Raw genomic sequence first — 14,053 nt, 5'->3', positions numbered from 1 at the left:
CAAGCCGGAGCCTTGCCTCCGGCTTTTTTGTCTTTGATTGACATATGTCAAGCAAGATGGGTATGGCGCAATCCGAAAAAAGCGGTATAATCCCGCGATTTTTTTGCGGATGCCACCTCAGAGGAGAAAGAGAATGAAGATTGTGGAAGTGAAACACCCACTCGTTAAACACAAGTTGGGCCTGATGCGTGAGCATGACATCAGCACGAAGCGTTTTCGCGAACTGGCTTCTGAAGTGGGCAGCCTGCTGACCTACGAAGCAACCTCTGATCTGGAAACGGAAAAAGTCACCATCGAAGGCTGGAACGGCCCGGTGCAGGTTGAGCAGATCAAAGGGAAGAAAATTACCGTCGTGCCTATCCTGCGTGCCGGTCTGGGTATGATGGAAGGCGTGCTGGAGCACGTACCAAGCGCGCGCATCAGCGTGGTCGGTATCTACCGTAATGAAGAGACGCTGGAGCCGGTTCCTTACTTCCAGAAGCTGGTGTCCAACATCGACGAACGTATGGCGCTGGTGGTTGACCCTATGCTGGCGACCGGCGGTTCAATGATCGCCACCATCGACCTGCTGAAAAAAGCGGGCTGCAGCAGCATTAAGGTGCTGGTACTCGTTGCGGCACCGGAAGGGATCGCGGCGCTGGAAAAAGCGCACCCGGACGTTGAGCTGTACACCGCCTCTATCGACCAGGGTCTTAACGAGCACGGATACATCATCCCGGGGCTCGGCGATGCCGGCGATAAGATCTTTGGTACGAAATAATCGAATAACGATAAAAAAGCCGACTTTGATAGTCGGCTTTTTTTTGAATAAAACACCAACAACAAAACTCAGAGGAAAACACTATGACGCGCCGTGCTATCGGGGTGAGTGAAAGACCGCCGCTTTTACAGACTATCCCGCTTAGTTTGCAGCACCTGTTCGCCATGTTTGGCGCAACCGTGCTGGTGCCAATCCTGTTTCACATTAACCCGGCTACCGTGCTGCTGTTCAACGGCATCGGTACGCTGCTGTACCTCTTTATCTGTAAAGGCAAAATCCCGGCGTATCTCGGGTCGAGCTTCGCCTTTATCTCTCCGGTGCTATTGCTGCTGCCGCTGGGTTATGAAGTGGCGCTGGGCGGCTTTATCATGTGTGGCGTACTGTTCTGCCTGGTCTCCTTCATTGTGAAGAAAGCCGGTACCGGCTGGCTGGACGTGATGTTCCCCCCTGCGGCGATGGGCGCAATCGTTGCCGTCATCGGTCTCGAACTGGCGGGCGTGGCGGCGAATATGGCCGGTCTGCTGCCTGCGGACGGGCAATCGCCGGATTCTAAAACCATCATTATCTCGATGGTGACGCTGGGCGTGACGGTGTTTGGCTCCGTGCTGTTCCGCGGCTTTATGGCGATTATCCCGATCCTGATCGGCGTGCTGGCGGGCTATGCGCTCTCCTTCGTGATGGGCGTGGTGGATACCACACCGATTGCCGAGGCGCACTGGTTCGCGCTGCCAACCTTCTACACCCCGCGCTTCGAGTGGTTTGCTATCTTCACCATTCTGCCCGCCGCACTGGTCGTGATTGCGGAGCACGTCGGCCACCTGGTGGTAACGGCGAACATCGTTAAGCGTGATTTAATCCGCGACCCGGGTCTGCACCGCTCCATGTTTGCGAACGGTTTCTCCACCATCATCTCCGGTTTCTTCGGATCCACGCCAAACACCACGTACGGTGAGAACATCGGCGTGATGGCAATCACCCGCGTCTACAGCACCTGGGTTATTGGCGGCGCGGCGATTATTGCCATTCTGCTCTCCTGCGTGGGTAAGCTGGCGGCAGCGATTCAGATTATCCCGGTGCCGGTCATGGGCGGCGTCTCGCTGCTGCTGTATGGGGTAATCGGTGCCTCCGGGATTCGCGTGCTGATTGAATCGAAAGTGGATTACAGCAAAGCGCAGAACCTGATCCTCACCTCGGTCATTCTGATTATCGGCGTGAGCGGTGCGAAGGTGCACATCGGTGCGGCCGAGCTGAAAGGCATGGCGCTGGCGACCATCGTCGGCGTGGGCCTGAGCCTGATTTTCAAGCTGATCTCGGTGATCCGCCCGGAAGAGGTGGTACTGGACGCTGACGAAAGCGAAAAAGCGCCACATTGATCCTTTAACCGGGTGGACGATCCGCCCGGTTCTCTCCTTGCAGGTTCCGTGTTAAACTCCGTCCCGATTTTACGTAAGATCTGGTTGAGGTACTTCTGAACGGACCGGCACAGCTCTCTCTGCCACTCTATCTCCCTGACGATGAAACTTTTGCGAGTTTCTGGCCGGGTGATAACCCCTCTTTACTGGCTGCACTGCAAAACGTGCTGCGCCAGGAGCACAGCGGATACATCTATATCTGGTCACGCGAAGGCGCGGGGCGCAGCCACCTGTTGCATGCCGCCTGCGCGGAGCTTTCGGCGCGCGGTGATGCGGTAGGCTATGTGCCGCTGGATAAACGTACCTGGTTCGTGCCTGACGTGCTGGAGGGAATGGAACATCTCTCCCTGGTCTGCATCGATAATATCGAATGCGTGGCGGGGGATGAGCCGTGGGAAATGGCGATCTTTAACCTCTATAACCGCATTTTGGAGTCGGGCAAAACCCGACTGCTGATCACTGGCGATCGTCCACCGCGCCAGCTCAATCTTGGGTTGCCGGATCTGGCGTCACGTCTGGACTGGGGGCAAATCTACAAGCTCCAGCCGCTGTCGGATGAAGATAAGCTTCAGGCATTACAGCTGCGCGCAAAGCAGCGTGGCTTTGAGCTGCCGGAAGACGTGGGCCGTTTCCTGCTCAAGCGCCTGGACAGGGAAATGCGCACCCTGTTCGATACGCTCGATCAGCTCGATCGCGCTTCCATTACCGCCCAGCGCAAGCTGACCATTCCGTTTGTGAAAGATATCCTTAAGCTTTGAGTTTTTTGCCGGGTGGCGGCTGCGCTTACCGGGCCTACAGGTGCTCTTTGTAGGCCGGGTAAGGCGTAGCCGCCACCCGGCTAAAGATCCTCCAACAGATGCTCTACCAGAAGTGGAATCGGCCGTCCTGATGCCACGCTCCGTCCCCCTTCACGCCACAGCGCCGTGCCGCTGATATCCAGATGCGCCCACGGAATGGTTGGCGGGCAGAAGTGATGCAGCAACCACGCCGCCGAGGCGCTTATCGCCGCATTGTTGGTTGGCGTGTTGCACAGATCGGCGATGGCGCTGTCGGTCTGCTTTTTCAACCGCGCATCCAGCGGCAGGGACCACACTTCGTCGCCACTCTGTTTCCCTGCCTGCGTCAGCGCACTGCGCAGCGGTTCATCCTGCGTCATTAGCCCGCTTAGCTCATACCCCAGCGCCTTCACGACTGCACCGGTTAAGGTCGCCATATCAATAATATAGCGCGCCTGCGGATGCCGCTGGCTGGCCCAGGCGATAGCATCCGCCAGCACCAGTCGACCTTCAGCATCGGTATTGTTGATTTCAACCGTGGTGCCGTTGCAGGCTGTTGCCACCGTGCCGGGCTGCATGGCATTGGGGCCGATGGCATTTTCTGCCAGTGCCAGCACGCCCATGATGCGTACGGGCAATCCCAGCTCTGCCACGGTGAGCATCAGCCCCAGCACGTTAGCCGCCCCACACATGTCATATTTCATGGTGTACATGCCCGCACCTTCTTTCAGCCACAGACCGCCGGTATCAAAGGTGATGCCTTTTCCCACATAGCAGCGCACCGGGCCGTCGTGAGTGCCATCATAATGCATCGCCAGCAGACGTGGCGGGCAGCTCGCCCCTTTGCCCACGGCGTGCAGTAGACCCAGGCCGTGCTCAACAATCTCTTTTTCGTTGAGCACTTCGCAGCGCAGGGCGGGGAAGAGGGCGCAGAGCTTTAGTGCCTCTTCTACCACAAACTGCGGCGTACACCGGTCAGAGGGGATATCCGCCAGACGTCGTGCCGCGACCATGCCGTGCGCGATAGCCTGCTGCTGGCGGAAAACACCCTCCAGCTCCGCCTGTTGTTCCGGCAGGCAGAGGGCGGTGATATGCGCAATACGGACGTCATCGTCGGTTTTCTTTAGCTGCAAATCGCTTAGCCGGTGCGCCTGATTAAAGAGAAAACGCAGCACTTGCGCCAGCACGACGTCGTCGATATTTGTCACGTCCAGCATCACATCGGGACTCACGGGTGAGGCCAGCAGCGGGCGCAGCGCCGTAAGCAATCCTTCTGTCAGGCTATCGTGCCAGAGCGCATCGGGGAGCAGCGTGTTCCGGGCAAAAGGGGCGCAGCCAAAGCGGGCGTCAGCGATGCCGCTGGACTCGCGCATTTCCGCGATAAGCGCAGTTTGCGGCAAATGCGCACAGGCGGTGCGGGCGATAAAATGGCTTTGCGGCTTTGCGTCGGAAAGTGCGGTAATGAGTTGATATGTAATCATCATGACTCCTCAATCGGGGCGCGGATCCGCGCGGCATAGGCCTGCATCCATTCATCGTCTACCGCGTGATAATGCGTTTTTTCCCGCAGACGCTCTGTGCGATAAACGGTGAGAGGCTGTCGAGCCGTCGCCACAACAAACGAAAAGGTTTTGATATTCGTCGCGGCGCCGAACTCGCCCTTGTTATTCATGCACACCACGGAGAGATCGCCCGCGCGACCAAAGCGCGACATCAGCTTATCTTCCAGCTCGAACACCACTGAATCTGCGGCCTGCTGCGGCGACATGCCTTGCGCCATCCGGCGAACGATTTCGTAGCTGGTGCAGCCTTTCATCAGATCTTCACCGACGCCCGTGGCGGTAGCGGCACCGGTTTCGCTGTCGCAGTAAAAGCCGGAGCCGATAATGGGGGAATCCCCAATGCGGCCGCGTTTTTTCATAAACAGGCCGCTGGTGGAGGTGGCGACGCTCATGGAACCCTGCTTATCAAGACCGATAATGCCGACGGTATCGTGTCCGTCGTACGGGCTTAAGCCTTTATCCAGCGTCTCGCGGCAGCGCTTGCGGTAGTGCTGCATGGCGCGCTCCGTGAGCATGGTTTTGTCGGCAAAGCCCTGGCTCAGTGCCCATTCACGTGCGCCCTGGCCGACCAGCAGGCTGTTGTAGCGCTGGCGGCTCAGCGCGTGCGCCACGCGCACCGGATTGGCGATATCCACCAGATTTCCTACGGCACCGAACGCCAGCGTGTCGCCGTCCATGTACGCCGCATCCAGCTCGACTTCGCCGTTTTCGGTAGGCAGCCCGCCATAGCCGACGGATTTATACAGCGGGAAGTCTTCCACGGCAGCGACGGCATCCACCACCGCTGCTGAGACCGGTTTTCCCGCCGCCAGGGCAGATGCAGATTCCGTTACGCCTTCAAGCGCCATTCGCCAGGTTGCGATAATTCCCCACATGCTTTACTCCTGTTTTGCAAGGGTGGTGTCAGTTTGCGTGACCGTGCTCAGCTCCGCAGCACGGTACTGTTTGTCCACGATACGCATGAAAGGCAGGTACAACATGGCGCCAATCAGCAGGTTGATAAGCTGCATCACGCTGCCGCTCAGGTGCCCGGTAATGATAAAACCGCTGATGACCGGTGGCAGCGTCCAGGGGATAAACACCCCGGTGGTGACGGCGACCGCGCCAATTTTCATCGCCGCATACTGCACGGTAACCAGCACCAGCGGCACCAGGTTGAACGGAATAAGCATGATCGGGTTCATGATCACCGGCAGGCCAAACAGGATCGGCTCGTTAATGTTAAACACCGACGCCCCAGCGCCGAGGCGCGCCACTTCGCGCATGTTTTTACTGCGGGCGAAAATCAGCATCGCAATCACCAGCGACAGCGTGGCGCCCGCCCCCCCCATCCAGATCATGTCAAAAAACTGTTCAGTAATAATGTGCGGCGGCGTCGTGCCCGCCTGAATGGCGGCGATGTTATCGGTCTGGTTTTCCATCCACAGCGGACGAATGATGCCGTTGATCATCGAGCCGGAGTTAATCCCCACTGACCAGAGAATGGTGATGCTGAATACGGTCATCAGCGCGCCAAAGTAAGAGGTGCCGTAGTGGCGTACCGGCGTGGCGACCACCTCGTAAATGAACTGATGGATGGTGTTGTAGTGGGTATTTTCGAAGATGATGCGGATACCCAGCACCAGTATCATGACCAGCAGGGCCGGGATAAGCGCCGCGAAGGACTCCTGCACCGCAGGCGGCACGCCGTCCGGCATTTTAATGACCAGATTTTTGCGCTTCAGCCAGCAGAACAGTTCCGTCCACAGCAGCGAACCAATCATCGCCACAAACAGCCCCTTGCTGCCAATCCACTCTACCGGTATGACGGTAATGCCGCCGTTTTCCGCCACTTTGATAAACGGCGTCAGGATTAAAAATGCGACCAATGCCAGGATGCCGCAGGAGATACGGTCCTCGCCATAGTGTTCGGCAAGGCGGAAGGCGACCAGGAAGCTGATAAACAGCGACATGGTGGAGAAGACCGCATTGAACGGAATTTCGATAATCGCGCTCCAGCTCTCACCAAAGGCCTGAGACATAAACTGCTGATAGGTTTGATTCGGGAACGACGAGATGACGAGCAGAATGGAGCCGACGATGATAAATGGCATGAATGAAACGTAGGCACCACGAATGGCCCCGAGATGGCGCTGCTGGGCCGTTTTCGCCGCCAGCGGCATCAGTTTTGCTTCAAGAAATCCCAGAACATTGTTCATTGTGAACTCCGTACAAGATTGAGGGGTGTTGTTTATGTTATGTCTGTGGATTATCAGTGAAGCGCGGTGAGCGAAAGGTGAAATCGGTCACAAAGCAATCGCTTGCATAATATAAATCTCATAAGATTGGTTTCAGGAGGATTGGAATGGAAATCAAACTGCACGCCAATGCCACCACCACGCCGCGCATCCGCCGCTACCTTCAGCAGTCTGATAAAAGCGACCGGGAACTGGCCGTTGAGTTGGGGATCTCGGTCACCACCGTCAGGCGCTGGCGCAACCGCGATCGGGTTTCGGATAACCACACTACGCCAAAAGTGATACACAAAGCGCTGAGACAAGAGCAGGTTGCACTGGTTAATGCTCTGCGCGACATATCAGGTGCGCCATTAGATGAATTGCTGCAGATAGTTAACGACATCCTGGGCATCCCCGTCTCACGGGCAACGCTGAGTCGCTATCTCAAACCGGCACCCGCGAAACAAAAAGGGGCTTCGTTGCAGGGAAAAAAGGCGCTGAAAGCTGGCATCAGGCCGCATACGCTGCTGCTGTATCATCAGCCTTTGTCGCTGCATATGGATGATGGGGGGGAACAACACCTGCTCTGGGCGCGCGAACCGGTGAGCGGCTGGTGTTATGCCCGGCTCTATGCGGGTCTTTCACCGCAGTTGCTCACTACCTGGACGCGCGCGCTGCTGGAGGCCTGCCCCGCTGATATACAATCTGTTGAGACTTTCGGTTTTGAACCGACGCTGCCTGCACAAGACGTTGTTGTTAACGCTCATCCACACAAGCACAATGCGCTGCAGGTGGCGCTACCGCTCCGGGATATTATTCCGCGAGTGAATGATGAACCGGCTGGAGAGGTCGTTATCACGCTATGCGAGTTTTATAACCGGGGTAAAACGCAGAAAAAACTGGGAGAAAGTACGCCGCAGGCGTTTCTGGAAGCGCTGCGGCGTAAGGACTAGAGGATCTCGAGGACATCTTCCGGCGGACGGCCGATGCGTGCTTTACCGTTTGCCACCACAATCGGTCGCTCAATCAGCTTTGGATTGTCAACCATCGCCTGAATCAGCTGGTCTTCGCTGAGGTACGTGTCGTCCAGATTCAGTGACTTATACAGATCCTCTTTCTGGCGCATCAGTTCGCGCGCGCTGCCCATTCCCAGCATGTGCAGCAGCTGACGAAGCGTCTGCGCGTCCGGCGGTGTGTCGAGATACAACACCACGTCAGGGTCGATACCGTTAGACTTCAGCAGGCTGAGCGTGTCGCGGCTCTTGGAGCAGCGAGGGTTATGATAAATTTTTACCGCGTCTGTCATGACTTCTCCTTGGTTACATCTTCTCGTACGGCTTAAAGCGTTGTTGCAGACTACGCAGCTGGTCGATACGCGCGTCGTAGCGGGCCTGTTGCAGGCTGCCGAGTTTGACCTGCGAGCTGGCACTGCTCAACAAGGAAATCGCCTGATCGAGGCGACCCGCCAGTGCCAGGCCTTCAGCACGCGCGGCCAGTTCCTGATCGCGGTTACCCAGTTGCCCCTGGGCCTGGGCGAGCAATTCCCAGCCGTTCTGGTCATCTTTATTGTTAAAGGTATAGCGGTTCAGGATGGTCACAGCCTCCGCTGGCTGACCGCCCTGTAGATAAGCGTTAGCCAGGTTAAGCTGTAGCACCGGGTTGGTGCGTATGTCTTTCGCCCCTTTCAGGCGGTTAATCGCATCGGTGGTTTTCTTCTGCCCCAGATCGATATCCGTCGAGAGATCGAGATACCATGGGTTATTCGGATCTGCGGCCAGCAGGGGCTGCAGCGCTTTCCGCGCGTCGTCGTATTTGCTGGCTTCCATCGCCTGTAATGCCTGGCCATACTGCGCGGCGTTTTTTTCACGCACGTTGCCTTTCGCCAGGGTGTCCAGCAGATCGCTGGTAAGCTGGTTACGCCCGGAGTTGTACATGCCGAGCGTTCGCACTTTCGCCATGTAGAAGTCCTGAGACGACTGCACGACGACCGGGCGCATCTGGTTGGCACGGTTACGTGCATCCGACAAACGGCTTTCCGGTAACGGGTGGGTGAGTAAAATTTCCGGGGGACGGGAAGAGTAACGTGCCTGATCGAGCAGTTTTTCCAGGAAGCTCGGCATGGCCTGCGGGTCAAAGCCCGAACGCTGTAAAACCTGAATGCCGATACGGTCCGCTTCCTGTTCGTTTTGCTGGGTGAAGCTGATCATCCCCTGACGCGTTCCGGCCAGCGTACCGGTCAGTGCCGCCATCCCCGCCTGTGGGCTGGCCATTGCGAGCAGAATAGAACCCAGCGCGCCCACCCAGGTGAGCGGGGCATTGCGCTTCTGGTCTTCCATTGCACGCGCCAGGTGGCGCTGGGTGACGTGTGAAATTTCGTGCGCCATCACTGAAGCCAGCTGGCTTTCGTTGTCAGAGTAGCGAAATAATGCCGAATGCAGCACCACGTTCCCGCCAAAGAAGGCGAAGGCGTTAATTTCGTCGTTATTGATTAAATAGAAATGGAAGGGCGTTTTGACCGAGTCGGCGTGCGCCACCAGACGCATCCCCAGCCCGTTAATATACTGTACCAGCAAAGGATCGTTAATCAGCGGGGCGCTGCCGCGCAGCTGGCGAACATAGTAATCGCCCATTTGCATCTCTTGCCCGATAGAGAGCGTGCTTCCTGCTGTGGTGCCCATGTCCGGCAATGAGTCGGACGAGTCAGCGAAAGCGGGCAACACCTGACCGACCGTCACTGCGGCAATCAGTGTTGCAACCAGTGTTTTTCTCAACTGCCTGAACATAACCACTGTCCTGTATGTTGGATGTGCTAATTTGACCGATGAACCGCCATATCGTTCATCTCTGCTGCCCTGCGAGTGTAGCTGTGTTACAGCATGAAGAAAATCCCATTCATCAGGCTTTTGCGGATTGTGACAGGGATACAAAAAGCGAAAGTCTTTTTTGTGACAGTTAGATACAATTCACCGTCTCACTCCCGCCATTCGATTCAGGGAAGGGTTGTATGCTCGAAATGTTAATGCAGTGGTACCGGCGTCGGTTCAGTGACCCGGAAGCCATTGCTTTGTTGGTTATTCTGGTTGCCGGATTCGGTATTCTGTTCTTCTTCAGCGGCCTTCTCGCGCCTCTGCTGGTGGCGATTGTGCTGGCGTATCTGCTGGAGTGGCCAACGGCGCGCCTGGAACATATCGGTTGTTCTCGTCGCTGGGCGGCAAGCATCGTCCTGGTGCTGTTTGTCGGCATTCTGCTGTTGATGGCCTTCGTGGTGATGCCCGTGGCCTGGCAGCAGGGGATCTACCTGATCCGCGATATGCCCGGCATGTTGAATAAGCTCTCTGATTTCGCCGCCACCCTGCCGCGCCGTTATCCCGCGTTGATGGACGCCGGTATCATCGACGCGATGGCGGAAAACATGCGTGCCCGCATCATGACGATGGGCGACTCGGTGGTGAAATATTCGCTGGCCTCACTGGTGGGGCTGCTCACTCTGGCCGTTTACCTCGTGCTCGTGCCGCTGATGGTCTTCTTTCTGGTCAAAGATAAAGACCAGATGCTTAACGCCGTGCGGCGTATTTTGCCGCGCAACCGCGGGCTGGCGGGGCAGGTCTGGGAAGAGATGAACCAGCAGATCACTAACTACATTCGCGGCAAGGTGCTGGAGATGATGGTGGTGGGGGTAGCAACCTGGATTGGTTTCGTGATCTTCGGCCTCAACTACTCGCTGCTGCTGGCCGTGCTGGTGGGATTCTCGGTCCTGATTCCGTACATCGGCGCGTTTGTGGTCACCATTCCGGTGGTGGGCGTCGCGCTGTTCCAGTTTGGTCTGGGGACGGAGTTCTGGAGCTGCTTCGCGGTGTACCTGATTATTCAGGGGCTTGACGGGAACCTGCTGGTACCGGTGCTGTTCTCCGAAGCGGTAAACCTGCATCCGCTGGTGATTATCTTATCCGTGGTAATTTTCGGCGGGCTGTGGGGGTTCTGGGGCGTGTTCTTTGCGATTCCGCTGGCCACGCTGATTAAAGCGGTGGTGCACGCATGGCCGGATGTACCGGCGGTGGAAGAGAAGTAGATTTTGTGCGGGCTGATGCCCTCACCCCAACCCTCTCCCACGGGAGAGGGAGCAAACATTAAAAAAGGCAACTGACGTTGCCTTTTTGCTGTTGATCAGGCGTTTGCTTTCAGCCAGTTCAACACCACGTCGTGGTGATTACTGGTTTTGAAGTCGTCAAACACATGTTCAACTTTACCGTCAGCGTCAATCAGGAAGCTGATGCGGTGAATGCCGTCATAGGTTTTACCCATAAACGTTTTCTCACCCCAGACGCCAAACTGCTCGCAAACCTGGTGGTCTTCGTCGGAAAGGAGCGTGAAGTTCAGCAGCTCTTTTTCCGCAAATCGTGACAGCTTTTCTGGTTTATCGGTGCTGATACCCAGCACTTCCACACCGACTTTTTTCAAGTCGTCCATGTTATCGCGTAAGCCGCAGGCCTGTACGGTGCAGCCGGGGGTCATGGCTTTCGGGTAGAAATAGACCAGAACACGCTGTCCCTGGAAGTCGGTCAAATTTACTTGCTCACCGTCTTGATCCGGTAAGCTAAATTTCGGTGCGATGTCACCGGCTTTCAGTGGATTCATTACTCAACTCCATCCTGTTCGTGCTGCGAATAATTGACGACGCTTATACTGCCCTGCGCGTTTAATTCTGTACAGAGGGCTTTGAACGCTTGCTCGATATTTGACGCATCCTGTGAGGCAGGGCTGTGTGCAGTGATTTGAATAAAGAGCGTGGGAACGGTGCTCTCGTCGCCCGGTTGCGTGCGGGAAACGAGCTCTGCAATGTTCATCTGATGGCTGTCGAACAGCGCGGTAAAACGCTCGATCAGATGCGGGGAATCAGTGACTTCAACCTGCACCCAGACGGTAGCGGGCATGGCCGGGCGCGGGCGCGCGGTAGTGCGTTTCATCACGATCAGCAAATCCAGCTCCGCGCCTTTCAGCGGCAGGGTGGATTCAATAAGGGTAATGGCATTCCATGTTCCGGACAGCAGCATGATAAACGTGAACTCTTCGCCGAGCATTGCCAGACGGCTGTCTTCGATATTACAGCCGCAGCTGCTCACGTGACGGGTGATGGTGTTCACGATACCCGGCCTGTCGGCACCCAGCGCAGTGATAACCAGGTAATGTTGTGATGAGGTTGTCAAACCTGTTCTTCCTTTGCATGGTTAAGTCTTCCTAAGGAAAGCATAAAAAAAAAATGCATACAACCGCCTGAGGGCCTCAGGTCGCTTGCTTTTATTACAGTTCCAAACGTACCATTGAGGCTCTTGTTCGCACAGAGGATGGCTCATGTTCACGGGAAGTATTGTCGCGCTTGTAACACCGATGGATGAAAAAGGTAACGTCTGCCGGTCTAGCATGAAGAAGCTGATTGATTACCATGTCGCCAATGGAACCTCGGCGATCGTTTCGGTAGGGACTACCGGTGAATCTGCAACGCTGAGCCACGAAGAGCATGGCGATGTGGTTATGCTGACCCTGGAGCTGGCTGACGGACGTATTCCGGTCATCGCGGGGACAGGCGCTAATGCAACCGCAGAAGCGATCAGCCTGACCAAACGTTTTAATGACAGCGGCATCGTAGGCTGTCTGACGGTGACCCCTTATTACAACCGTCCTACCCAGGAAGGTTTGTTCCAGCACTTCAAAGCCATCGCTGAACATACTGACTTGCCACAAATTCTGTATAATGTGCCGTCCCGTACTGGCTGCGATATGCTGCCGGAAACCGTTGGTCGTCTCTCGGAAGTAAAAAATATTATCGGTATTAAAGAGGCGACAGGGAACTTAAGCCGCGTTCATCAGATCAAAGAGCTGGTTTCAGACGACTTTATCCTGTTAAGTGGTGATGATGCGACCGCGCTGGACTTTATGCAGCTCGGTGGTCATGGCGTGATCTCCGTAACGTCAAACGTTGCGGCGCGCGATATGGCTGAAATGTGCAAACTGGCCGCAGCCGGTCACTTTGATGAGGCACGCGTCATTAACCAGCGCCTGATGCCGCTGCACAATAAATTATTTGTCGAACCCAATCCGATCCCCGTGAAATGGGCGTGTAAGGAGTTGGGACTTGTAGCATCCGATACGCTGCGTTTGCCAATGACACCGATTACCGACCACGGTCGCGACATCGTCAGGGCAGCGCTGAAGCATGCCGGTTTGCTGTAAAGTTTAGGGAGATTTGATGGCTTATTCAGTACAGAAGTCGCGCCTGGCGAAGGTTGCGAGTGTTTCGCTTGTTATGCTGCTCGCTGCCTGTAGTTCAGACTCGCGCTACAAGCGCCAGGTGAGCGGTGATGAATCCTATCTGGATGCGACCCCGCTTGCTGAACTTCATGCACCGGCTGGTATGATCCTGCCGATTCAGAACGGCGATTATAATATCCCCGTCACCAATGGCAGTGGCCTGGTGGGTAAAGCGCTTGATATTCGTCCACCCGCTCAGCCTCTGGCGCTGGTCAGCGGAGCGCGTACCCAGTTCACCGGTGATACGGCGTCTCTGCTGGTTGAAAGCGCGCGCGGAAGCAATCTGTGGCCACAGGTGGTGAGCGTTATTCAGGCGAAGAACTACACCATTGATAAACGCGATGACGCCAGCCAGACCTTAACCACCGACTGGATCGAGTGGAACCGGCTGGATGAAGATCAGCAGTACCGTGGACGTTATCAAGTCTCCGTTAAACCACAGGGTTATCAGCAGGCGGTTAACGTTAAGCTGTTAAACCTGGAGCAGGCGGGCAAACCGGTTGCGGATGCCGCCTCCCTGCAGCGTTACAGCACTGAAATGCTGAACGTGATTGCCGCGGGTCTGGATAAGACCGCGACTGATGCCGCAAATGCGGCGCAGAGCCGTAACGGCGTCACCTTCGACGTTCAGAGCGGTGCGGACGATACCGGCCTGCCAATGCTGGTGGTGCGTGCACCGTTTAACCAGACCTGGCAGCGTCTGCCAGCGACGCTGGAAAAAGTGGGCATGAAAGTGACCGACAGCACCCGTTCAACCGGTAGCATGACGGCAACCTATAAGCCACTGTCCGACAGTGCATGGCTGGAACTGGGCGCCAAAGATCCTCAGCTTGCCTCCGGTGATTACAAGATTCAGGTAGGCGACCTTGATAACCGCAGTAGTCTGCAGTTTATCGATCCAAAAGGTCACACGCTGACCCAGTCGCAGAACGATGCGCTGGTCGCTGTCTTCCAGGCAGCATTCAGCAAATAAATACGAGGGCGGGTTAATCCCGCCCTTTTTATTTTCGTGCTACGCAAA

14 protein-coding genes are annotated in these 14,053 nt (G+C 56.2%); 7 read left to right on the top strand and 7 right to left on the bottom strand.

All coding sequences use genetic code 11. From position 1 onward, the window contains the following. Positions 1 to 133 precede the first annotated feature (133 nt). The 3 genes from upp (at position 134) to BFV64_RS16380 (ending at position 2,930) form a co-directional block, all read left to right on the top strand. Positions 134 to 760, top strand: coding sequence for a uracil phosphoribosyltransferase (gene upp / locus BFV64_RS16390; RefSeq protein WP_008501641.1), 627 nt, complete (start codon positions 134 to 136; stop codon positions 758 to 760). An 83-nt stretch (positions 761 to 843) separates the two neighbouring features. Then, complete coding sequence (gene uraA / locus BFV64_RS16385; RefSeq protein WP_014884776.1) at positions 844 to 2,133, top strand: uracil permease; 1,290 nt, start codon at positions 844 to 846, stop codon at positions 2,131 to 2,133. Between the two features lie 95 nt (positions 2,134 to 2,228). Continuing rightward, positions 2,229 to 2,930 (top strand): DnaA inactivator Hda, encoded by a 702-nt coding sequence (locus BFV64_RS16380; protein WP_213014348.1) that lies wholly within the window; start codon positions 2,229 to 2,231, stop codon positions 2,928 to 2,930. Between the two features lie 80 nt (positions 2,931 to 3,010). Here BFV64_RS16380 and BFV64_RS16375 read toward each other — a convergent pair whose 3' ends face one another. From BFV64_RS16375 to celB, 3 genes are read right to left on the bottom strand one after another with little or no spacing between them, the layout of a single operon-like run. Beyond that, entirely contained in the window at positions 3,011 to 4,429 is a 1,419-nt protein-coding gene (locus tag BFV64_RS16375; protein ID WP_069602285.1) for a leucyl aminopeptidase family protein, read from the bottom strand. Next, positions 4,429 to 5,385, bottom strand: coding sequence for a glycosylasparaginase (locus BFV64_RS16370; protein WP_014884773.1), 957 nt, complete (start codon positions 5,383 to 5,385; stop codon positions 4,429 to 4,431). The genes BFV64_RS16375 and BFV64_RS16370 overlap by 1 nt, the downstream gene beginning before the upstream one ends. A gap of 3 nt (positions 5,386 to 5,388) precedes the next feature. Beyond that, positions 5,389 to 6,708, bottom strand: a complete 1,320-nt coding sequence (gene celB / locus BFV64_RS16365; RefSeq protein ID WP_069602284.1) for a PTS cellobiose transporter subunit IIC — start codon at positions 6,706 to 6,708, stop codon at positions 5,389 to 5,391. 146 nt (positions 6,709 to 6,854) lie between these two features. On the opposite strand from celB, the gene BFV64_RS16360 reads away from it, so the two are divergent. Then, positions 6,855 to 7,679, top strand: a complete 825-nt coding sequence (locus BFV64_RS16360; protein WP_014884772.1) for a transcriptional regulator — start codon at positions 6,855 to 6,857, stop codon at positions 7,677 to 7,679. Here BFV64_RS16360 and arsC read toward each other — a convergent pair. Continuing rightward, positions 7,676 to 8,032 carry an arsenate reductase (glutaredoxin) gene (arsC, locus tag BFV64_RS16355; RefSeq protein WP_023331051.1) on the bottom strand — a complete coding sequence of 119 codons (357 nt, stop codon included), beginning with the start codon at positions 8,030 to 8,032 and terminating at the stop codon, positions 7,676 to 7,678. The two genes, BFV64_RS16360 and arsC, sit on opposite strands and share 4 nt — an antisense overlap. A 13-nt stretch (positions 8,033 to 8,045) precedes the next feature. Continuing rightward, positions 8,046 to 9,509: a beta-barrel assembly-enhancing protease gene (gene bepA / locus BFV64_RS16350; protein ID WP_014884770.1), complete on the bottom strand. Its 1,464-nt coding sequence runs from the start codon at positions 9,507 to 9,509 to the stop codon at positions 8,046 to 8,048. 221 nt (positions 9,510 to 9,730) lie between these two features. On the opposite strand from bepA, the gene BFV64_RS16345 reads away from it, so the two are divergent. Next, positions 9,731 to 10,795, top strand: coding sequence for an AI-2E family transporter (locus tag BFV64_RS16345; RefSeq protein WP_014884769.1), 1,065 nt, complete (start codon positions 9,731 to 9,733; stop codon positions 10,793 to 10,795). A gap of 95 nt (positions 10,796 to 10,890) precedes the next feature. Here the strand turns inward: BFV64_RS16345 and bcp are convergent, their stop codons facing one another. Further along, complete coding sequence (gene bcp, locus BFV64_RS16340) at positions 10,891 to 11,361, bottom strand: thioredoxin-dependent thiol peroxidase (protein ID WP_014884768.1); 471 nt, start codon at positions 11,359 to 11,361, stop codon at positions 10,891 to 10,893. Continuing rightward, positions 11,361 to 11,930 (bottom strand): glycine cleavage system transcriptional repressor, encoded by a 570-nt coding sequence (locus BFV64_RS16335; protein ID WP_014884767.1) that lies wholly within the window; start codon positions 11,928 to 11,930, stop codon positions 11,361 to 11,363. The genes bcp and BFV64_RS16335 overlap by 1 nt, the downstream gene beginning before the upstream one ends. A 145-nt stretch (positions 11,931 to 12,075) precedes the next feature. On the opposite strand from BFV64_RS16335, the gene dapA reads away from it, so the two are divergent. Together dapA and bamC are read left to right on the top strand one after the other, a co-directional pair. Beyond that, complete coding sequence (gene dapA / locus BFV64_RS16330) at positions 12,076 to 12,954, top strand: 4-hydroxy-tetrahydrodipicolinate synthase (protein WP_014884766.1); 879 nt, start codon at positions 12,076 to 12,078, stop codon at positions 12,952 to 12,954. A 16-nt stretch (positions 12,955 to 12,970) separates the two neighbouring features. After that, positions 12,971 to 14,005, top strand: coding sequence for an outer membrane protein assembly factor BamC (bamC, locus tag BFV64_RS16325; protein WP_014884765.1), 1,035 nt, complete (start codon positions 12,971 to 12,973; stop codon positions 14,003 to 14,005). Positions 14,006 to 14,053: the final 48 nt, after the last annotated feature.

The organism is Enterobacter kobei (assembly GCF_001729765.1).
Taxonomy (GTDB): Bacteria; Pseudomonadota; Gammaproteobacteria; order Enterobacterales; family Enterobacteriaceae; genus Enterobacter; species Enterobacter kobei.
This window is presented reverse-complemented; position numbering and strand designations above follow the sequence as displayed.